We start from the raw sequence: 20,898 nt of genomic DNA, 5'->3' as shown, positions 1-20,898 counted from the left end.
CCTGCACCGGCGCTGCGGCGTTATTTAAACACCGGATCGCGCTTTTGCATGTTGGCGTTGATAACCTCCATCTGATGCGGTTTGCCGATCAGATCCGCCTGTTCGCGGCTTTCGCGCATCAAGATGGCGTCTTCATCATCCGAGGTTTCAGCGAATTCCAAGAGGCGTTTGGCGGCGCGGGTGGCGCTGGGGCTTTTCAACGCGATCTTTGCCGCCAGATCCTGCGCGGCTTTGAGCGGATCATCGGACAGTTCAGTGACCAGCCCCATGTCCATCGCCTGCGGCGCCAGCACCGGATCGGCGGTGTAGGTCAGGCGACGCAGTTGGTCGGCACGCATCAGATGCGGCAGGGTGACCATGCCGCCCATGTCCGGTATCAGGCCCCATTTCATCTCCATGATGGCCAGTTTGGTTTCGGGATGGGCGATGCGGATATCGGCCCCCGCCGCAATTTGCATTCCGCCGCCAAAACACACGCCATGCAGGGAGGCGATCACCGGCACCGGCAACCTGCGCCAGATCAGCGAGACCTCTTGGAAGGCGTTGGCATTGCCATGGGTGCGCTTCATCACAAAGTCTTCGGGGTCCTGGCTGGCGAATTTGGCAAAGTTCATCAGGTCCAGACCGGCACAGAAAGCCCCGCCCTCGCCCGATAGCACCACGGCCCGTACCTCTGGGTTATCCATCAAAGACTGGCCAGCTTCGATGATTGCCTCAACCATTTCGGTGTCCAGCGCGTTCATCTTGTCGCCACGGGTCAGGATGACATGGGCGACGTGGTTTTCAATAACTGTGCTGACGCGGGACATGGGCGTTCCTCCTGATGCTTGTGGCGATCCTGCGGCGCGGGGGATGCAAAATCCAGCGGAACGTCACGGCAGCGCTCTCTTGCCCCGAGGTTCCGGCCCCGCTATCGAAGGCAGTATGACTGGACCTCGCTACACCCCGCTCACCGATCAGCTGCCCTCAACCGTGCCTTTTGTCGGCCCCGAAGCACATGAACGTGCCATCGGCCGCCCCTTTGACGCCCGGCTGGGTGCCAATGAAAACATTTTTGGCCCCTCGCCCAAGGCGATTGCGGCGATACAGGCCTCGGTTGGGGAGATCTGGAAATACGGTGATTCCGAAAACCACGATCTGCGCGCGGCCTTGGCGACGGATCTGGGCATCACGCCGAGCAACATCGTTGTGGGCGAAGGCATCGATGGTTTGCTGGGCTATCTGGTCCGGCTTCTGGTGGGCGCAGGCGACGCTGTGGTGACCTCGGACGGGGCCTATCCCACTTTCAACTATCATGTGGCGGGATTTGGTGGCGTGCTGCACAAGGTGCCTTACAAGGACGATCACGAAGATCCGGCAGCACTGATGGCCAAAGCTGCCGAGGTGGATGCCAAACTGGTCTATCTGGCCAACCCCGACAACCCGATGGGCACCTGGCACGCAGGGGCGGATATTATTGCTGCCTTGGACAATCTGCCGGAAGGTGCGCTGCTGGTGCTGGATGAGGCCTATGTGGAGTTTGCCCCCGCAGGCACCGCCGCCGAGATTGACATCAATGACCCACGCGTGATCCGCATGCGGACGTTTTCCAAGGCCTATGGCATGGCTGGCGCCCGTGTGGGCTACGCGCTGGGGGCGGCGCCGCTGATCACGGCCTTCAATAAGATCCGCAACCACTTCGGTATGAACCGCAGTGCCCAGATTGGCGCCCTGGCCGCGCTGGCAGATCAGCCCTATCTGGCAGAGACCTGCGCCAAGGTTGCCACCGCACGCGAAGAGATCATGCGGATCGCCGCAGACAACGGGCTGAGCGCCCTGCCCTCGGCGACCAATTTTGTGGCAATCGATTGTGGACAGGGCGGGGATTTTGCCAAGGCTGTCCTGGATGGATTGGTGAACCGTGGGGTCTTTGTGCGGATGCCTTTTGTTGCGCCGCAAAATCGTTGCATCCGCGTCAGCGCTGGTCGGGCCGAGGATCTGGCAGCCTTTGCAGCCGCCCTGCCTGAAGCCTTGTCTGAAGCGCGGGGATAACAGCAGCGTCATTTTTTTTGGGGGGGCGCTGCCCCCCTTGGCCTTTGGCCAATCCCCCCGGGATATTTGCCCCAAGAAGAAAGCGCTTAACCTGCGGCGATCACAGCGGTGGCCGCTTCCAGGGCGCCTTGCCCATGGGGAATGCCTTCAGCCTTGAAGGCCGCATCAATTGCCCCCAGCGCCCCTAGAACCATGCCAGGGTTCAAATGCCCCATGTGGCCAATTCGGAAGAAGCCAAGGCCTTTGGGATCGTCTTTCTCAAACATGCCAAGGCCAATGCCCAAAGTAACGCCGGCCTGATCCTCCACCCATTTGCGCAGCTTGGGACCGTGTGGCAGACCAATGCGCAGCGAGGTCACCGCGCGGGACCGATGTGCCGGATCGCTGACGTTCAGGGTCAACGGGCCGTCCTGTCCCCAGGCTTCGCAAGCGGCCCAGATTGCCCGGGCCAGGACATCATGACGATGCCAGACGTTTTCCATGCCCTCCTCTTTCAGCATATCCAGCGCCACCCGCAGACCATAGAGATGATGGGTTGGCGCAGTGCCGCCGAAATATTGGTAGAGGTAATCGGGCTGGGCGCGCGGTGTCCAGTCCCAGTAGCGGCTGACCCGCGGCATGGCGGCACGGGCCGCAGCTGCCTTGTCGTTAAAGAACACAAAGCCCAGTCCCGGCGGTGTCATCAGCCCCTTCTGGCTGGCGGCCACCATGATATCGACACCCCAGTTGTCCATTTCGAACCGATCACAGCCAAGCGAGGCAATGCAATCCGCCATCAAAAGCGCCGGATGCCCTGCCGCATCCATCGCCGCACGCAACGCCGGGATATCGTTCAGCACCCCGCTGGAGGTATCGGTATGGGTGGCCAGGACAGCTTTGATTTCGTGATCTGTGTCTTCGCGCAGCAGGGTTTCGATCTTGGCCATATCCATCGGCGACTTGCGGCCGAAATCAACCATCTTGGTTTCAATGCCCAGATCGCGCGCCATCTCGGCCCAACCATGTCCAAAGCGTCCGGTTGCGGGCACCAGCACCTTGTCGCCTTCGCGCAGGACATTCGCCAGCGAAGCCTCCCAGGCGCCATGCCCGTTGGCGATATAGATAGCCACATGGTGTGCAGTGCCCGCCACATGGCACAGATCGGGGATCAGGCTGGCGGTCAGATCGACCAGCTCTCCTTCGTAGATATTGGGCGCAGAGCGGTGCATCGCGCGCAACACGGCCTCCGGCATGACGGAAGGTCCGGGAATGGCGAGGTAGCTGCGACCGTTGCTGAGGCTCATGATGGGGTCTCCTTAATCTTACCCGCAGACCCTAAGCACGCCACGCGCCGCGTCAATTGCGCTAACATCAAATGTCTTGATGCCGGAGGCAACAGGATGAGATAAGGCGGAATTGGGCTGCGAAAACAGGGCACGCTTGCCTCGCGGTGGGTGGCCCACTAAAAGTCCCGCGACGAGAACAAGAGTGTAGAAGTAGAGCACAATGGGCATTATCCAGAGATACAAGAACTTCGAGCATGGCAAGACCCTGCCGGACCCACTGGATCTGACCAATCCCGACCACCGTAAAATTGCCATGTTCCACTTCGACTGGGCCGACCATCAGGTTCTGCGGCGACGTTGGACCAACTTCTGCGAAATCGCACCGGGCGTCTACCGATCCAACCAGCCCACCCATGAACGTTGGGAAGAATATGCCAAGCTTGGGATCAAGACGGTGATTAATTTACGGGGCGCTTCACCGAAAAGACCTCATTTCTTGTTTGAGGTGGAAAGCCTAGAAAAGCTGGGCATCCATAGGCTGGACATCCCGCTACATGCCCGCTCGGCGCCCCCAATGCAAAGTATCCAGGCGCTTCTCGAGGCCTTTCGCACAATCGATCGTCCATTTTTGATGCATTGTAAATCGGGTGCTGACCGTGCGGGTTTGGCCTCGGTGCTCTATAAGCTTCTGGTCGAGAAAGCGCCTTTGGCTGAAGCGCGCAAAATGCTGTCGCTGCGGTTCTTGCACGTAAAATGGCACACCACCGGGGTTCTGGACTATTTTCTAGATGTCTATGAAGCGCGCAATGCCAAATCTCCGATCGCTTTTGAGGATTGGCTCCGGCTGGAATACGATGAAGCTGCCCTAAACGCTGGTTTCAAAGACGGTAGAAAGATCCCTCAATGAATCAAACCGCCTCAGCCACAATGCCCGGAAGTCAACTAGAAGAAGGTGCCAAAAGCCGTGTGCTGCTGGGCTGGCTCTGGCGTGGGTACCTGCACAAACACCTCGGCTTGCTGGTCGCAGCAATTGGCTTCATGGCAGTTGAAGGCTCTATGCTTGGGGCATTGAGTTGGATGATGCAGCCCATGTTCGATCAGGTTTTTGTGGCCGGGCAGCATAGCGCAATTTGGTGGGTTGGTGCCGTCTTCATGGGCATCTTCCTGTTGCGAGCGCTTGCATCGATCGCACAAAAAGCGCTGCTGGCTCTGATTTCGCAGCGCTCGGCTGCGGATATGCGGACGGGGCTGCTGGATCACCTGATGAAACAGGATGGCAAGTTCCATCAGACCCATCCTCCGGGTTTTCTTATCCAAAGGGTTCAAGGCGACGTTGAAGCGGTCAATCAGGTCTGGAATGCGGTGATTACGGGTGCCGGCCGGGATATCATCGCTCTGGTGATCCTGATGACGGTAGCCTTGGTCACAGATTGGCAATGGACGCTTGTGGCCTGCATTGGCACGCCTATTTTGATCCTGCCCAGCCAGCTGGTGCAAAATTTTGTGCGACGCCGCGCGCGGCAGGCGCGGGACACTGCTGCCAAACTGGCCACCCGACTGGATGAGGTGTTCCACGGCATTGTTCCGGTCAAACTCAACCGGTTGGAGCAGTATCAGTCTGACCGTTACCGCGACCTGACCGGCAAACTGGTCAATGCCGAAGTGCGCGCCAAATTGGGCGAGGCCATGATACCTGGCATGATCGACATTATGGCCGGTGTGGGTTTCCTTGGTGTGATGGTGTTTGGCGGTGCCGAGATCATCTCGGGGGAAAAAACCATTGGCGAGTTCATGACCTTTTTCACCGCGATTGGCTTTGCTTTTGAACCGCTGCGCCGTCTGGGGGGGGTGACGGGCACATGGCAAAACGCCGCCGCCGCGATTGAACGGATCAAGGAACTGCTAGACACCCAACCCGAGCTGGTGTCGCCGGCGAAACCTGTGCAGGCCCCTTCTGGCATGCCTGATGTTCACCTGCGGGATGTGCGCCTGTCCTATGGCGATACTGAAGTGCTGCAAGGCACAACGTTGATCGCTGAGGCAGGCAAAACCACCGCTTTGGTGGGCGCATCCGGGGCTGGAAAATCCACCATCTTCAACCTGTTGACCCGTCTGGTGGATCCGCAGTCCGGGACGGTGTGTGTTGGCGGTGTTGATGCCAATAAAATGAGCCTTCCCGCGCTGCGCGGCCTTTTCAGCGTGGTCAGTCAGGACGCCGCTCTGTTTGATGAGACGCTGCGTGAAAACATTCTCTTGGGGCGCAAATACGTCAGCGAAGCAGAGTTGAAAACCGCACTGGATGCGGCACATGTTTCAGACTTCCTGCCGAAACTGCCACTAGGGCTGGACACACCGGTTGGCCCGCGCGGCTCTGCGCTGTCAGGTGGTCAACGGCAACGGGTTGCGATTGCCCGGGCACTGCTGCGCAACAGCCCGATCCTGTTGCTGGACGAAGCCACATCGGCCCTTGATGCCCAGTCAGAAAAAGTGGTGCAGGAAGCGCTGGACAAACTGGCCGAAAGCCGCACCACATTGGTCATTGCCCACCGTCTGTCGACCGTGCGGAACGCCGATAAGATTGTGGTAATGGACAAGGGCCGCGTGGTCGACGAAGGCAGCCACGAGGCGTTGCTGGCACGTGGCGGTATCTACGCCGAGCTGCACCAGCTACAATTCAAGACCGACGGCCCGACCGCTGATAGTCTTGCGCTAGAACGTGCGGGTCGGCGCCGCAAAGATAGCGCAACAGCAGCCACAGGTTCCGACGCCCCCGGCGCAACCAACCTGTTTGGACGTATTTCGCGCCGCTTGTTCGGACGCTAAGCGGCATCGCCCGCAACTGCCCGTTGAGGGCGCGGGCGATGGCCACATCCTCCATCAGGGGCTGATCAGGATAGCCGCCAATCTGGTCGTAAAGCGCGCGCGAAATCAGCAGTGCCTGATCGCCATAGGGCAGCCCAAACAAACGTGACCGAAGATTGGCCCAGCCTGCGGTCCAACGAGCGCCCAGACTGCGTTCTGAAAAGCTCAGTTTGAAATAGGCCGCACTGGCGGGGTGCATCTCAAGATGTGCGGCAACCGCATCACTCCAGCCCTCGGGCAATTCCGTATCGGCGTGGAGGAACAGCACCCAGTCCCCGGTCGCCGCATCTGCCCCGCGGCGTAGTTGCCCACCGCGGGAGGGGGCGCCCGTTACCACTCGCGCCCCGACCTCCTCGGCAATCTGAAGGGTTTGGTCCTCAGACCCTGCGTCCGAGACGATCAGTTCCCGGATCCCCCCCGCCTGCAGGCCCTCCATCAGGCTCGGCAGGCTGCGCGCCAGCCCCTCGGCCGCATTCCACGTTGGGATCACCACTGAAACCGCTGCCCGCATTGCATTGCCCCTGTTGTCTCTGCTGCTTAGCCCTATATTACAGACGCAACGCGAAGGGGAGCAGTCAAAGATGAGCCGCAGCATTTTCCGCCTCTCAGGAGAGGACACCCGAGATTTCCTGCAGGGTCTGGTGACCAACGATGTGACCAGGCTGGACGAAGGTCTGGTTTACGCCGCGCTGCTGACGCCGCAGGGCAAATATCTGGCGGACTTCTTTCTGGTTCCTGACGGGGCGGATGTCCTGCTGGATGTGGACGCAAGCCTTGCTGCGATGCTGTTGCCCCGGCTGACCATGTACAAGCTGCGGGCCAAGGTCACGATTGAATCGACTGAACTGCAGGTCAAACGTGGCACCGGCGCACAGCTGGATGGCGCATTCGCCGATCCCCGCCATAGCGCGCTTGGCTGGCGTCTCTACGGCACCGAAAGCGGCGACGATGGCAGTGACTGGGAGGCCATTCGGGTGGCCCATTGCATCCCGCAGACTGGCGTAGAACTGGGGCCTGACACCTTTATCCTGGAAGCGGGTTTTGAGGCGCTGAACGGCGTGGATTTCCGCAAAGGTTGCTACGTCGGCCAAGAAGTCACCGCACGGATGAAACACAAGACCGAGCTACGCAAAGGACTGGCCCGTGTGGCGATCGAAGGAGACGCCGCGACCGGCGACAAGATCCTGAGCGGCGAAAAAGAGGCCGGTGTCCTGCATAGCCGTGCGGGCAATGAGGCGATCGCCTACCTGCGGTATGATCGCGCCAAAGGTGAGATGACCGCCGGTGCTGCCAAAATCACCCGACTCTAACGTTTAGCCAATTGCTTTGCCGTATCGGGTCAGCGTTGCAGAAGCCCCCTGCCCCCGCATCAGCGCATTGGAAGCTTCGTTGAACAGATAAACGCTGGATTTCCAGTGGCTATAGTTCTGCGCCCGCATCCATGTTTCCATCGCCTGCACCAGCGCTTTACCTATCCCCTTGCCGCGGTGGGCTCTGTCGATAGAGATCTGGTCCATCTCAATGTAACGCGTCGCACGCTGAAACGGGTTGGCCGCGCGCTGCACCGGCAACGCCAGCAGATAACCCTGCACGGTGCTCTCTTGTTCAGCCACAAAGATGCGCGCCCCTTCGGACATTTTTTCGGTAAAGAACGCCGCCACCTCAGCCTCTGTCGCATCGTTGCGAAAGACGTTCGGCATTTCCGCGACATGTAGATCATTCACTTGTCGCGACAGAGGCAGAATCAAATGCACTTCTGTTTCTTTTAACAGTCTAATCAAAAAAGCCTCCACAGGTTCGCACCTGCGGAGGCTTGCAATCTGGCCCCCGACTTGGTGCGGGGACAGGCCCGAGCGCTTAGGCGCGCTCGGAGTATTCCATGGTCTCAGTGTTGACGACGATCATTTCGTCCTGCGCCACAAACGGCGGCACCATCACGCGGACACCGTTGTCCAACACCGCCGGCTTAAACGAGTTTGCGGCGGTCTGGCCTTTGACAACCGGCTCGGTCTCAACAATCTGGCAGGTTACTTTCTGCGGCAGGGTCACGTTCAGCGCCTCAACGTCGTAATATTCAATCACAACGGTCATGCCGTCCTGCAGGAACGGACGACGGTCGCCCAGCAGATCCGCGGGCAGTTCGATCTGCTCGAACGTTTCGGTGTCCATGAACACCAGCATGCCGTCGCTTTCATAAAGGAACTGCTGGTCTTTCTGTTCAAGACGCACTCGTTCCACCTTGTCCGCAGACCGGAAGCGTTCGTTCAGTTTGGAACCGTTGCGCAGGTTTTTCAATTCGACCTGTGCAAAGGCGCCGCCCTTACCGGGCTTTACAAAATCCAGTTTGACGGCGACCCAAAGGCCCCCTTCGTGCTCCAGCACGTTACCGGGACGAATTTCGTTACCGTTGATTTTTGGCATATGACAAACCCATGTCGAAAGGTTGAAGGCTATTTGTCAGCACCTATATCTTGCGGGCCCCACCAAGGCAAGAACGCGAGATTTTGAGGGTGCGCGGGGCGAGTTATGCAATAGATGCATGGAAGCCATGCATTTGAAGCCTATCCGAATCAATAAACATCGGTCATAAGGCCCCTCACGCCAGAAACACAAGAGCAATAATAAAGGACGAACTCATGCAAGATTTCGTTGACGGCTCCGCCTATAACAATGAGCAAGGCAACCGCGCTCGTAAACTGTTCGCAGCCGTTGTCCTGGCTGCCTTGGATGATGCCATTTCCGATGACAAGAAATATGGCAATGGCCCCGAGCAGATCGCCCGTTGGGCGCGTTCGCGCGATGGCCGTGAAGTGCTGTCCTGCGCCGGGATCGACCCGAACGAGCGCGTTGTGGAAGGCCTGATGGAGTTCGTATCCAAAGGTGTCCGTACTTCGGTTGCTCTGTCACGCGAAGAAAGCGAGCGTCGCAATGCCGCTCAGCAGGCCGAAGCCGCCTGATCCAAACTGCTGCCGCAGACCGCAGATCCACACAGATGTGCCAGAAAACCTGTCTTCTTGGGGAAGGCAGGTTTTTCTTTTGGTGGTCCACGGGCCGCCAACCAAACGGCGGTTTTCGCAGCGACACGCCGCATTAGCCCTCCCTCGATGCCGCCCCAATTGCTATAGCAAGGCAAAGCACCGCAAGAGGCTGCAACGCAACGCAGGGACAGAACATGGCCAAGGCAATCATGATCCAGGGCGCAGGCTCCAACGTGGGGAAATCCATGGTGGTTGCAGGTATCACGCGCGCGCTGACCAACCGGGGTCTGACGGTCCGGCCCTACAAGCCGCAGAACATGTCCAACAATGCCGCCGTGACCGTCGACGGCGGCGAGATTGGCAGGGCCCAGGCCCTGCAGGCCCTGGCGGCCAAAGTACCCGCCCACACCGATATGAACCCGATCCTGCTGAAACCGGAAACCGACACCGGCGCGCAAGTCATTGTGCAGGGCAAACGCTACGCAACGCTGCGGGCGCGCGACTATGCCAAGGCCAAACCGGATCTTCTGGCCCCAGCATTAGAGAGCTTCCAGCGTCTTTGCGCCGCTGCCGATGTGGTTGTGATCGAGGGTGCCGGCAGCCCCGCCGAGATCAACCTGCGCAAAGGCGACATTGCCAACATGGGCTTTGCCGAGGCTGCGGGTGTACCGGTGGTACTTTTGGGCGACATCGACCGTGGCGGCGTAATTGCCCAACTGGTGGGCACCCAAGTGATCCTGCCAGAAGATGACGCAGCGCGGATCAAAGGCTTTGCTGTGAACAAATTCCGCGGCGACGTTTCGCTGTTTGACGAAGGTGTCCGCGCGATTGAGGACCGGACGGGCTGGGCTTCTCTTGGCACCCTGCCGTGGTTTGCAGACGCCTGGCGGCTGCCCGCAGAGGATGTGATGGACATCGCCTCCACCAAAGGGGGCAAGCTGAAGGTGGCTGTGCCCCGCCTGGCGCGGATCGCCAACTTCGACGACCTCGACCCTCTGTCAGCAGAACCTGACGTGAGCGTGGAGATCATCGACCCCGGACATCCCCTGCCCGGCGACGCAGATCTGGTGCTGATCCCCGGGTCCAAATCCACCATTGTCGACCTTGCCCATTTCCGGGCGCAGGGCTGGGACATTGATCTAAAGGCCCATGTGCGCAGGGGGGGGCATGTGCTGGGGATTTGCGGCGGCTATCAGATGCTGGGAACCGAAATCGCCGACCCCGAAGGCATCGAGGGCGCGCCCGTCACTGTTGCGGGTCTGGGCCTGCTAGACGTGAAAACAGTGATGAAACCACAGAAGCGACTGGCCCTGAGTGAGGCCACCTACCGCGCCAGCGGCGATGCAGTTTCGGGCTATGAGATTCACCTTGGTGCCACCGAAGGGCCGGACTGCGAGCGCGCCTGGCTAGATCTGAACGGACGCGCCGAAGGGGCCGCAACAGCCAATGGCCAGATCCGTGGCTGTTACCTGCACGGTCTGTTCAATGCCGACGCCTTCCGCGCCACCTATCTGTCCGAGCTGGGGGTCACCGCGCAGATGAACTATGGTGCCGATCTGGAGGCCGTGCTGGACAGGCTGGCGGCGCATATCGAGACGCATTTGGATCTGGACCAGTTACTGGACATGGCGGCGGAACCAAGCCTGTAGCAAAGCAAAACGCCCGAGGATTTCCCGGGCGTTGCGTCAAACCAGCCTTGAAACATCAATGCTATTGCAGGTTCTGCACCGTCAAAGCGCGCTGGATTTCACGGCGAACCAGTTTGCGCACGTTGCGGGTGATCCGCTCGCCCAGCGACCCTTGCAGTTCCTGGCGCACAATCTCTGTCACAAGTTCCCGTAGCGCTTCTTCATCCAGCGCAGCACCCAGGCCATCAAGAGCAGACAGATCTTCCAATGCAGCGTTGCTGACGGCTTCGCTGACATAGTCCTCTTCGGCGTAATCTGCTGCGGTATTGTTTACCGAGGCCTCCGAAGGCACACGAGAGGAGGCAAAGGCGGCCTGAGCGCTGGGTTCCTCCAGACCTTCGTCAACCTCTTCGATCGGCGCGGCGTCTTCCTCAACCGCCTCAACTTCGGACATGTCAACAATGTCCTCCGCCGCCGCAATCTCTTCTTCAGCAAATCCGCCAGCTTCAACAGCTTCGACGTCGCCATGCAGGCTGTGCACTTCGGCCACGTCTTGTGGTTCTGCATCGGCCCAGTAAGGCGCTTCCGCAACAGCGTCCTCCCCCGCCCCAAGCGATTCATGCGGGGTGTGGTCCACCCATTCCATCGACGCGACATCCGCCGCCCCAAAGGCGTCTTCGTCGTCGCCATCCGGCTCCCACTGATCGTCACTTAACTCGTCGCTGACCGACAGCGCAGCCTGCATTCCTTCCAGCCGGTCCATCGCTGTCTCGGGTGCCTCATCGGGCTGCTCCGCCGCTTCGGTCACGGCTTCCGCCGCCGCAACGGTTGCGGGCTCACCCTCTGCGACATCATTGCGGTTCACTACAGGCAAAGGTGCCACCGCGTATTCCGCTCCAAGCGTCATCGCTGCGGGCCGTTCAGGTGTGACCGATTCTGTCTCGTGTTCTGTCTTTTGCGCATCATCCTGCGCAGGCGTGGGCGGAGCGTCGTTATTGACCCGCAAAGCAGGCGTCAAAACCAGCTTTTCAACCTTATCTGCAGGCACAGAGGGCTGCGCGGGCTCGTCCGAAACAAGCCGTCGGATCGAGGCCAAAACGTCCTCGATTTCAACATTGGTAACTGGGTTGGACATACAAACTTCCACTCTTGCCTCTGGCTAAGTGTAGCCAAAGACAGAGATTCTCACAACATATGCAAAAGATTTTACTCTTTGCCGATCCGGCGCAGCATCTTGTCCAATTTCTTGCCCTGCTCACTTTTGAGAGCCGGTGCATCCTTCACCTGCTTGTAATAGGCGGCGGGGTCATACCGCGGCACACCCAAACGCAGGTGTTGTGCGGTCAGCAGACCCATGCTCGACAAAAGCGAGTAAGAGGCCAGGTATTCATTGGCCACAGCCGTGATCAGGCTAGCCTGTGCGTTCAGCAGTTCCTGTTCCGCGTTCAGAACATCCAGCGTTGTGCGGGCGCCCAAAGTCGCCTCTTCACGTACACCCCGGAAGGCAACACGGGCAAACCGTACCTGACGATCCCCCGCTTCGCGTGCAGCGCGGGCAACTTGCAGGTTGGCAAAAGCGGTGCCGGCATTCTGCGCCACAGACACAGAGGTCAGATGCAGGGCCGAGCGTGCGACGTCGCGACGGGCCATTGCCTGACGCAGGCTGGCCGAAAGACGCCCGCCCATATAAATCGGACCCGAAGCTTCGACACTCACCGATCCCGCATGGGAGAAGTTGGTCGAGTCAAACGTCTCGGTCAGACCATAGCGCCCTTTCAGGGCCACGGTGGGTTTCATTGCCGCTTCGGAAATGGCCACGGCCAGATCAGCTGCAGCGACATCATGTTTGGCTTTCAGCACATCCGGATGTGTGCGTTGCGCGACGGCCTTGGCCTCGGCGGCGGATTTTGCCGTCATCGGGGCGGTCGGCGGGCTGGCTAGACGCCCAGCCCGGCGCCCAACGGCTGCGAGGAAGTACTCCTGCGCCGAAACAAGATCACCCTGTGCCTGTGCTTGCGCCGCGCGGGCCTGTGCCAGACGGGCCTCAGCCTGAGCGACGTCCGTGCGGGTCACTTCCCCAACTTCGAACCGGTCTTTCGCCGCCCGCAGTTCTTCGATGATCACGCGCACGTTGTTTTCCCGCAACGCAACGGTTTCCGCAGCTGTGCGCACGCGGGTATAGGCATCCACCGCCTGTAGCAAAACAGCCTGTTCGATCGAGACCAGTGCCTGACGGGTGGACAGCACCGCCTCTTTTGCCGCCTCAATCTGTTTCTTGCTGCGCCCATTGTCCCAGAGCAGCTGCTCTGCGGCCAGCGCAAGCGTCACATCGTTGTTGGTAAAGCCAACAGCAGCGCCCCCGGTCGAGGCCGAGCGGTTCTGCCCGAAGCTGTGGGTCACGGTATAAGCCCAGGTCAACACGGGACGCAGCGCCGAGACCGCGACAGCAACATCTTCATCGGCCGCGCGCAGCACAGCGCGGTTCTGTTCGAGAAGGCCACTGTTCTTATAGGCATCCGCCATTGCATCGGCGAGCGTGTCAGCCAAAGCGGCAGCCGGCATAGCAACCGTCAACGCCAGAGCGGCAACCCCAGCGGTTACATTGGCCTTCACCGAAGTGAGAATAGTCTTACCGAATACTGCGCGTTTCATTCCTTGCTCCCCGCTCGGGCGCGCCTCAATTGACGCTTTGCCCCGCAAAAAGATGCGCCCAAGTCAGGGCGCATCACCTTTTTCTTTTACAGCGTGAAGGCGCGATGGCGTTCGAAACCGGGCACCACAGGAGCACCGGCGTTAAAGGCAAACCGCCAGGACATTGCACCGTCGATCTTGTATCCGATCTTGACGGTGCCCAGCGCACCTTCTGCCATCAAGGCCGCGATGCGACCGCCTTCTTTCAACTGGTTCAGGATCTCGTCCGGCACATGTTCAGCCGCGCCCTGCAAAACAATCACATCATAGGGGCCATGCTGCGCCGCCCCTTCGGCCACCGCGCCAATGTGCAGCGCCACATTGTCTGCGCCAACGCGCGCCAGAGCCGCCTGCGCCTCTTCGGCACGGTCTTCGTCATCCTCAACAGCCACAACCGCTTCGGCCATCCGCGCAATCACTGCAGAGGAATACCCAAGCCCACACCCCAGATCGAGCACCAGCTCGTCATTCTGGATATCCAGCGCGTCCAGCATCTTGGCCAGAGTGCGCGGCTCCAGCACAACGCGGCCACCGCCAAGATCAATGTTTTCGCCAACATAAGCGGCCTCAACCTTGTCCCCCGGCACGAATTCTTCGCGCGGAACAGCAAGCATCGCATCAATGATTGGGAACTTCGTCACATCCGAAGGACGGATCTGGGTATCAACCATCATGGTACGGCGGGCGGCGTAGTCTGTCATTACTAAACTCTTTCGTTCAGATTGGTGAACTATAGTCTGTCACATCCCCTTTCAAGCGGCAACGTCCCTCAACTGGCAAAAAGACGCCCAGAGGTTAAAATTAGGTTAATTGTTCGGGGCGCGGCAGGAAGGTCACAGGGCGGACAATCCACGCACACACTTGCTGAAACGGATCAGGCGGGCCGCATTGCGCCCCGCCGTCTTTCCTGGCTGCCAAAAAGAGGGCCGCCCTCAGAGCAGCGATTGCCAAGCAGCGGGCTGATAAGCAAACCCCGCGCCGGCCCGTTTCACGCGACCAAGGCCAGGGAAATCCATATGCATCCCTGCAACCAACATGCCCTCAGCCGCCGCGCGATCCAGGAATGCCCGCCGGGTCTGCCCTGTCAGGGCCGCATCCGCATCAAAGGCCACAGTCCAATCCGGATAGGCAAATTGCAACGCCGTCATATGGATCAGGTCGCCCCAGATCATCAGCCCCGCATCCCCATCGGTCAGCTGGAACCCAACATGCCCGGGCGTATGCCCCGGCAGTGGCAAACTGCGCAGCCCGGGCGCCAAATCGACCTCTCCGTTGAACAGTGTCACCCGGTCTCCATAGGCCGAAACCGATGCCCGTGCCGCCTGCACCGCGGGGCGGAAACTCTCTGGCGTCGCAGCAAGCACAGCGTCGTCCATCAAGAACCCGTGCTCCGCGTCACTCAGCGCCAGCTCCGCATTGGCAAAACGGGGCGCACCTGACGCATTGAGCAACCCGCCGATGTGATCGATATGCGCATGGGTCAAAAGCACCTGATCCACGTCCTCGGGCGCAATCCCCAGCAGCTCCAGCCCGGACATGGCCTGTCCCAGCCCTGGCCCCATCAGATCCGGCGTACCGGCATCCACCAGAACGGTACGCCCTGCGTTTTGAATCACATAGGCATTGACCGGCACTTTCAGCGCCCCGTTTGTGAGGCGTTGCCCCGTCTCGGCAATTGCCTGCGCCGCCAGGTCCGGCTTTTGCGGCTGCACCAGCTGCATGGACAGATCGATATGCCCATCCAAAAGCGCCGACACCCGCGCCGCACCGATTTGAAAACTATAGGTCGCAGGCGGCACTTTCGCAGCGCCCGCCGCCTGAGCCGCAGCAGGCAACAAAGCGCCCCCCGCCACAAAAGGCGCGGCGAGCGGTGCGGCTGCAAGTGAAGAAAGGAAGGATCGACGGCTGACAGTCATAAGAAACTCCGATATAAGTGTGCTGGACCATTCCAGCTGAAACGGAACTATTGCTGGACGCTTCGCAGATTAACCCTGTATCCGCACTACCTGATATTAGGAATACTGATACCTTGGACCGCCTCACCCTCCTCGACAGTTTTCTGACCGCGCTGGAAGAAGGCAGCCTGAACCGCGCCGCAAAACGCATCGGCATCACCCAATCCGCAATGAGCCAGCAGATCGCCCAGCTGGAAACCCACCTCGGCCACCCCCTGTTGCGCCGCACCCCGAAAGGCGTCCATGCCACCCGTGCCGGAGACCTTGTTGCCTCGCACGCCCGCAAACTTCTGTCTGGCTATGATCACCTTCAGGCCGATCTTGCCACGCTGGATGCCAGCGTCAGCGGCACCTTTCGCATCAGCGTAAGCACCTACCTGGGCCGCATGGTTGTCGGCCCCGCCTTGATTGAGCTGGATCCGCAGTTTCCTGACCTCAACATCGTGATGCGCACCGAGGACCGCTTTGTGGATGTGGTGCGGGAAAACTACGACCTTGCGATCCGCAGCGGACAGCTTGGTGACACCGATGGCATTGCCCGCAAAGTGGCCGAGCTGGAGTCGGTTCTGGTCGCCACACCGGGCTATCTGGACCAGACCGGCCGCCCGAAGGCCCCGGCTGATATGCATCGGCTCAAACTCATCCTTCGCTCTGAAGACCTGGCCGCGCCGCATCTGGAACTGTTTCGTGACGGCGAAATGCACCCGGCCCCGGTCCGTGTCGGCTTTACCGCCGATGATCCCGAACTGATCCTGCGCGCCGTTCACAACGGATCGGGCTACACACGTGCCCCACGAATGCTTGTGGCCGAAGCCATTGCCAGCGGTCAGCTGGAGGTGATCCTGCCGGACTACCCCCCTGCCCCAAAAGAGATTTTCGCCGTCTACCCGTCTCGTCACGCGACAGGAAAACAGCTGGACGTGGTGCTATCACACATCCTGCAGCGCCTCGCCGCCGCACAGGATCGCGATGCCACCCTACGCTCCCCGCCACAAAGAACCCTGCCCGCCGCTGCCGAATAACCGGCACGGCAATATTCCCCCTTGGAATGATGAAATCCCTCTGGACACTCCCGAACGAAACCTCTAAATCACCCCAACGACAGCGGCACACACCCTGTCAGGTGACACACCACATGAGGCGAGTTGGCGGAGTGGTGACGCAGCGGATTGCAAATCCGTGTACACCGGTTCGATTCCGGTACTCGCCTCCATTTTCTTAGTTCCCAGTGAGTTGGCCCCCAAGGGTGGCGAGTGTGACACAAAGTGGAACACACTGCATTGAAACTCGCGTCCTACCTAAGTCGTTCTCGCCACGGTATTTTTTATTTCCGGTGGCCCATTCCACAAAAGACTGGAACCCCTCGCGCCACCCTCCGCTTTTCATTGCGAACTAGGTGCCCAGATAAGGCTAGCGACCTATCGCGATATCTTGCATCTTACGGCCAAACACTGAGGAGCAGCCCAGCCTTGGCAAAAGTACGACAAGACCAAATCCGCGCAATGATGCATGGCTTTTTCCAGAACTTAGCAAACGAGTTTACTGAGCGGCTTAACGACACAGGACTGACTGTCGAAAACCTAAAAAACCTCGCCGAAGAGCGCCGAGATTGCGAAGCCGCACTGAATGGCGACAGCTTCATGATCGATACTCGTTGGGACCACTGGTGGCGAGATCGACTTCAGGCAGGTCTCGCTTTGACCGACGATGACTGGGCTGACAATAACGCGGCCCTCAAGACAGAGTTCCTTAAGGCAAGGCGAGACCAGATCACCGAAAGCCTAAATGAAGCAGAGGCACTCAAGTCGTACACATTTTCCAAACCTCTCACCACAGAAGCCGCAGCCCCGATACCGCACCACCCTGTGGCCCTGACAGATGAGGGCCACGGCGAGCCGCTCGGCCCAGCCGTTATGGCCTATATGTCGGAATATGCCAGAGGCAAGCCCGGCAAAACGGTCAGGCAGATCCAAGCCTACCTGAACATCCTAATCGAATACTTTGGCCCTGAACGTCGCCTTGGCACCATATCCAAAAAAGATGCTGCTGATGCACGATCTACTCTTATGCAGATCCCAGCATCTCGAAACACTAAGCCTGCCCTTAGAGCTCTTCCATTGACCGAGGTAGTTAAAGTGGACGGCCACAAGCGCATGGCCCCCAAGACCATCAACAGCCACATCGACGCATACCGACGCTTTTTTGAATGGGCCGAGCGGATGGGGCAAAGCCCTCACGTTCTGTTCGAAGACATGAAACTAAAAGAAGGCAAGAAGGATGTACAAAAGCGCAAGTCATTCCCCACACACGCATTGGTGTTGATGTACCGGGAACTCACCGAAAATACTAGCGAGCTCGTCCGTTCGGAGAGCCACAGATGGGTCGCGCTAATCGGTATGTTCTCTGGGGCAAGACTAAATGAGATCTGTCAACTTGAGGTCTGTGACATCAAGAACGACGGAGGGATATGGTATTTCGACCTCACAGACGAAGGCGACAATGCCAAGAAGCTGAAGGCAGAAGCGAGCAACCGCAAGGTTCCAGTTCACTCAAAACTTATCGAGCTGGGCTTTCTGGATTTTGTGGAAACCCGACGCAACCATACCAGACTATTCCATGACTACTCATACCACCAAGACCACGGCTACGGTCGCAGCTTTGGACGATGGTTCAATGAAAACACTTTCCTACCCAAGCTCAAACTGAAAGAGCCGGGCGTTGTATTTCATTGCTTTAGACATACGATGGCAACACGACTGGTAAGAGAGAATGTCCCCGAACCGATTGTAAAGAGCGTCATCGGACATGCACAAGAAGGCACTACCCAGAGAGTCTACGTCAGCGAAGGCTATTCGCTAGTCCAACTCAAACAGGCGCTAGAAAAGTTCGACCACACCAAGGAATACACCGTTGCTGGAAACCACAACACTTAGCTGTTGCCTTTGATTGCTCTTCTAGAAAACTACCAAAGTCGGCATTACCATTAAAGTCACGCACTATTTGGAAAAACCGACTAACATCAAGATGTATATATCTAGATTAATTATAGATATAACTAGATTAATAGTAATGGATATATAGATTATACTAGATACCAATAGTAATATATTATTCTGTCCCTCTATAGAAGGAGGGATAACTTTTTTTGTTGTAAAACAATTAGTTACACCGCAAATTATCCCCACACAACTTTTCAAAGAAGATAGATATTTTGGGGAGGGGGCCGACAGCTGATCCCTGTCCGGCGTAAAGCCTCACAGCAACGCTGTTAGAGTTCACAGAAGCGCAATCAGGTCTCCAGCCGCCCCACCCCCTTTTCCCCCGAGATGCCTGCCAACGGGCCTTTATGGCGGTCCCCTCAATTGCCGGGAATAGTCTTTGTCAGATATTCCATGACTTGCCTGTTGGCTTCCAGCCGTTCCGCCTCGGGTCATACGGCTCCTCAGAAAGCCGCACCTCAACGCTGCCATCAATGTGATGCACTATCGCTACGGGAGTGAGCCCACTGGCAATTGCTGCCTTCATAGTATCCTCAACCCTTTTTACAGATGGTACTCTTCTTCGAACTCCAACGCTGCCCCTAGTATCATTACCGTTTCCGCTCATCGTACCCTCATAAATGTCAGAAGTTGGTGCTGGATCAGCACTTTACTTTGACTACTTCCCGGTGTTGCCCATGGCAATCAAGGTCTACCCCAATGCCCGTGCGACCCAGAGAAACCGTCCTCCCTTCTGAGCGCCCCTAGAACGCCCCACAGGGGCCTTGTCGGGCCTCCAGCCGCTCCACCACCCTTTTCACCTGAGAAGCCTGCCAGCGACCTCCTCTTGCGGTCTGTACGCCTGCTCGATTGAGACGGTCGGCGATCTCACGTAAAGTGGCTCCAGATTGGCGCAACGGCATCACAATCCCCTCAACCTTTTCAGCCCGAGCCAGAGCATTCGCCTGCACGGTCTTGTTGCGCTGCATTGTCTTGTCTCTGAGACCGCCCAGCTTCGCCCCTCGTTGCTTTGCCTCGGCCAGAGCCGCCTTTGTCCTAGCAGAGATGAACTCCCGCTCCTGCTCGGCAAGGGCCGCGTAGATATGCAGCTGAAACTTGTCAGCATTGGGCATGGATGCCACCCGCAGCTTGACGCGCTTGTCATCCATCAAGGCAGCAATGGTTGAGACTTTCCGGGACAGACGATCCAGCTTGCTCACCAGTAGGGTCGCGCCCGTCTTGCGGCAAAGATCAAGAGCAGCAGAGAGTTGCGGCCTGTCGTCATCCGCTCCACTCAGGACGTCTGTGAAGGTCTCCACCACCTCATAGGGGCCAGCCGAGAACCCTTCGAAGTACAGGGCGATATCACGGTCCTGTGCATCCAGCCCTAACCCACTGCGCCCCTGTTCCTTCGTACTCACACGACGGTAGACTGCGTACTGCTTCATCCTGCCTTACCCCTCGGTCAGCATACAGCCGACAGTCGAACAGCACCATGTTGCAAATGTCAACGATGGTTGTGAATGAAACCCCAACACACCCAATACCCTTGCCACACCAGCCTTCCTAAAGACCAGGGGTAAGGGGGAAGATGGACAACCTATAGGCTATAGACACCGCCCCACAAAAATGTGCCACTTTTTCTCAAGTCAACGACGTCACCCGTCGAGAAGAGCCTTAAGAGCCACTTGGTAGCTTGGGCTAAACAGCTTGGGCACATGAATTTGCGGAATACGCAGACGTAACGCGATTTCGTAGTCATCTATCATGACAGCATTACGCTCTTTCTCAAAAGTCAGCCGCTGCTCTTCAGGGCAAAGAAGCGCGAGCGCAGCCCATACAGCCTTTGCCTCAGAAAGAAACTGAGGCGAGCCACCTGACAACGACTCCAGCGTAGCAAACTCACCCAGAAGACCATCAAAGTCTTCTGCAGAGGCCGTACGCTCCTGCTCCACATCAAATAGATGCGTCAACTCTTTCACGTAAACAAACCGGTCCCAGCAGTTATTTAGACCACGCTGAGTGACAATGATGTGGCAGCCTAGCTGCTTCACCAGAGGGTGATTTTTGTTTGTGGGCGCAAGCCAAAAACCGCGCGAGACCCCTAGGTCTGCGCCGGTTTGGATATGGACGACCTTCTCAATTCCCGCTACCTCGACAGCCTTATCCTTTAGGACAGCCCGAGACACGTAACGCTTACCCTGCCCATAGACCGCTTCGGTCTGGGCAAAGTCGTAAAGCTCCTTAAATGACACTCACGCCTCACAACCTGTAGATTAATCTTCATACTCTTCTACAAGTTCATAGTCCCCTGCCTCTACTTGGGCAAGAACCTTATTGATCTGCTCGGCAAACTGCGCCTTCGACACCTCACGCGAGGTGCCCGGGTACATTTTAAAATCTGACACACCGAGACCGTCCGCTCCGAAGAGGCGGTTTTGAGCCAGTTCAAGTTGATTAGCCATTCCGAATCCCTCTCAGTTGTTCAGACGGGCCTACTACACGACCCG

At 58.3% G+C, this 20,898-nt stretch carries 19 protein-coding genes, 1 tRNA gene and 1 pseudogene; 9 read left to right on the top strand and 12 right to left on the bottom strand.

Annotated features, from left to right (window positions below):
• Positions 1–20: 20 nt before the first annotated feature.
• On the bottom strand, positions 21–809 hold the full coding sequence (locus SIC14_RS12470; RefSeq protein WP_412562248.1) for a crotonase/enoyl-CoA hydratase family protein: 789 nt from the start codon (positions 807–809) through the stop codon (positions 21–23).
• A gap of 115 nt (positions 810–924) precedes the next feature.
• Here SIC14_RS12470 and SIC14_RS12465 point away from each other — a divergent pair, with 115 nt between their 5' ends.
• On the top strand, positions 925–2,031 hold the full coding sequence (locus SIC14_RS12465; RefSeq protein WP_412562247.1) for a pyridoxal phosphate-dependent aminotransferase: 1,107 nt from the start codon (positions 925–927) through the stop codon (positions 2,029–2,031).
• An 86-nt stretch (positions 2,032–2,117) separates the two neighbouring features.
• Here SIC14_RS12465 and SIC14_RS12460 read toward each other — a convergent pair whose 3' ends face one another.
• Positions 2,118–3,314 carry a pyridoxal-phosphate-dependent aminotransferase family protein gene (locus SIC14_RS12460; protein ID WP_412562246.1) on the bottom strand — a complete coding sequence of 399 codons (1,197 nt, stop codon included), beginning with the start codon at positions 3,312–3,314 and terminating at the stop codon, positions 2,118–2,120.
• Positions 3,315–3,516: 202 nt separating this feature from the next.
• On the opposite strand from SIC14_RS12460, the gene SIC14_RS12455 reads away from it, so the two are divergent.
• Together SIC14_RS12455 and SIC14_RS12450 are read left to right on the top strand one after the other, a co-directional pair.
• Positions 3,517–4,203 (top strand): fused DSP-PTPase phosphatase/NAD kinase-like protein, encoded by a 687-nt coding sequence (locus SIC14_RS12455; RefSeq protein WP_412562245.1) that lies wholly within the window; start codon positions 3,517–3,519, stop codon positions 4,201–4,203.
• A complete protein-coding gene (locus tag SIC14_RS12450) occupies positions 4,200–6,119 on the top strand; it encodes an ABC transporter ATP-binding protein (protein WP_412562244.1) in 1,920 nt (639 codons plus the stop codon). Before SIC14_RS12455 ends, SIC14_RS12450 begins: the two co-directional genes overlap by 4 nt.
• Here SIC14_RS12450 and SIC14_RS12445 read toward each other — a convergent pair.
• Positions 6,055–6,669, bottom strand: a pseudogene (locus tag SIC14_RS12445) (TIGR04283 family arsenosugar biosynthesis glycosyltransferase); the annotation flags it as partial. The gene SIC14_RS12450 and the pseudogene SIC14_RS12445 sit on opposite strands and share 65 nt — an antisense overlap.
• A gap of 70 nt (positions 6,670–6,739) precedes the next feature.
• Here SIC14_RS12445 and SIC14_RS12440 point away from each other — a divergent pair.
• Entirely contained in the window at positions 6,740–7,468 is a 729-nt protein-coding gene (locus SIC14_RS12440; protein WP_412562243.1) for a YgfZ/GcvT domain-containing protein, read from the top strand.
• A 3-nt stretch (positions 7,469–7,471) separates the two neighbouring features.
• Here the strand turns inward: SIC14_RS12440 and SIC14_RS12435 are convergent, their stop codons facing one another.
• Together SIC14_RS12435 and efp are read right to left on the bottom strand one after the other, a co-directional pair.
• On the bottom strand, positions 7,472–7,951 hold the full coding sequence (locus tag SIC14_RS12435) for an N-acetyltransferase family protein (RefSeq protein ID WP_412562242.1): 480 nt from the start codon (positions 7,949–7,951) through the stop codon (positions 7,472–7,474).
• 64 nt (positions 7,952–8,015) lie between these two features.
• Entirely contained in the window at positions 8,016–8,579 is a 564-nt protein-coding gene (gene efp, locus SIC14_RS12430; RefSeq protein WP_412562241.1) for an elongation factor P, read from the bottom strand.
• A 215-nt stretch (positions 8,580–8,794) separates the two neighbouring features.
• Here efp and SIC14_RS12425 point away from each other — a divergent pair, with 215 nt between their 5' ends.
• Both SIC14_RS12425 and SIC14_RS12420 read left to right on the top strand, forming a co-directional pair.
• Positions 8,795–9,115: a DUF6280 family protein gene (locus SIC14_RS12425; RefSeq protein WP_412562240.1), complete on the top strand. Its 321-nt coding sequence runs from the start codon at positions 8,795–8,797 to the stop codon at positions 9,113–9,115.
• A gap of 215 nt (positions 9,116–9,330) precedes the next feature.
• Positions 9,331–10,785: a cobyric acid synthase gene (locus SIC14_RS12420; RefSeq protein WP_412562239.1), complete on the top strand. Its 1,455-nt coding sequence runs from the start codon at positions 9,331–9,333 to the stop codon at positions 10,783–10,785.
• A 61-nt stretch (positions 10,786–10,846) separates the two neighbouring features.
• On the opposite strand, the gene SIC14_RS12415 is transcribed toward SIC14_RS12420, so the two are convergent.
• The 4 genes from SIC14_RS12415 to SIC14_RS12400 form a co-directional block, all read right to left on the bottom strand.
• Positions 10,847–11,899, bottom strand: coding sequence for a hypothetical protein (locus SIC14_RS12415; protein ID WP_412562238.1), 1,053 nt, complete (start codon positions 11,897–11,899; stop codon positions 10,847–10,849).
• A gap of 71 nt (positions 11,900–11,970) precedes the next feature.
• Positions 11,971–13,416, bottom strand: a complete 1,446-nt coding sequence (locus tag SIC14_RS12410; RefSeq protein ID WP_412562237.1) for a TolC family outer membrane protein — start codon at positions 13,414–13,416, stop codon at positions 11,971–11,973.
• Positions 13,417–13,502: 86 nt separating this feature from the next.
• Positions 13,503–14,156, bottom strand: a complete 654-nt coding sequence (locus SIC14_RS12405; RefSeq protein ID WP_412562236.1) for a protein-L-isoaspartate O-methyltransferase family protein — start codon at positions 14,154–14,156, stop codon at positions 13,503–13,505.
• 231 nt (positions 14,157–14,387) lie between these two features.
• The gene (locus SIC14_RS12400; protein ID WP_412562235.1) at positions 14,388–15,371 is read right to left on the bottom strand and encodes an MBL fold metallo-hydrolase; all 984 of its coding nucleotides are present in this window, start codon (positions 15,369–15,371) and stop codon (positions 14,388–14,390) included.
• Positions 15,372–15,484: 113 nt separating this feature from the next.
• Here SIC14_RS12400 and SIC14_RS12395 point away from each other — a divergent pair, with 113 nt between their 5' ends.
• The 3 genes from SIC14_RS12395 (at position 15,485) to SIC14_RS12385 (ending at position 18,343) form a co-directional block, all read left to right on the top strand.
• Entirely contained in the window at positions 15,485–16,432 is a 948-nt protein-coding gene (locus SIC14_RS12395) for a LysR family transcriptional regulator (RefSeq protein WP_412562234.1), read from the top strand.
• Positions 16,433–16,549: 117 nt separating this feature from the next.
• Positions 16,550–16,623: transfer RNA gene (locus tag SIC14_RS12390), tRNA-Cys, on the top strand.
• A 256-nt stretch (positions 16,624–16,879) separates the two neighbouring features.
• The gene (locus SIC14_RS12385) at positions 16,880–18,343 is read left to right on the top strand and encodes a tyrosine-type recombinase/integrase (RefSeq protein ID WP_412562233.1); all 1,464 of its coding nucleotides are present in this window, start codon (positions 16,880–16,882) and stop codon (positions 18,341–18,343) included.
• Positions 18,344–19,152: 809 nt separating this feature from the next.
• On the opposite strand, the gene SIC14_RS12380 is transcribed toward SIC14_RS12385, so the two are convergent.
• The 3 genes from SIC14_RS12380 to SIC14_RS12370 all read right to left on the bottom strand — a co-directional run bounded on the left by SIC14_RS12380 (position 19,153) and on the right by SIC14_RS12370 (position 20,853).
• Positions 19,153–19,836 (bottom strand): recombinase family protein, encoded by a 684-nt coding sequence (locus SIC14_RS12380; protein WP_412562232.1) that lies wholly within the window; start codon positions 19,834–19,836, stop codon positions 19,153–19,155.
• A 210-nt stretch (positions 19,837–20,046) separates the two neighbouring features.
• Complete coding sequence (locus SIC14_RS12375; protein ID WP_412562231.1) at positions 20,047–20,643, bottom strand: hypothetical protein; 597 nt, start codon at positions 20,641–20,643, stop codon at positions 20,047–20,049.
• A gap of 21 nt (positions 20,644–20,664) precedes the next feature.
• Complete coding sequence (locus SIC14_RS12370; RefSeq protein ID WP_412562230.1) at positions 20,665–20,853, bottom strand: hypothetical protein; 189 nt, start codon at positions 20,851–20,853, stop codon at positions 20,665–20,667.
• Between the last annotated feature and the right edge of the window lie 45 nt (positions 20,854–20,898).

This window comes from Thalassobius sp. MITS945101, assembly GCF_047123305.1.
Lineage (GTDB): Bacteria > Pseudomonadota > Alphaproteobacteria > Rhodobacterales > Rhodobacteraceae > Thalassobius.
The sequence above is the reverse complement of the archived record's forward strand: the minus strand, read 5'-3'. Positions and strand labels throughout refer to the sequence as shown.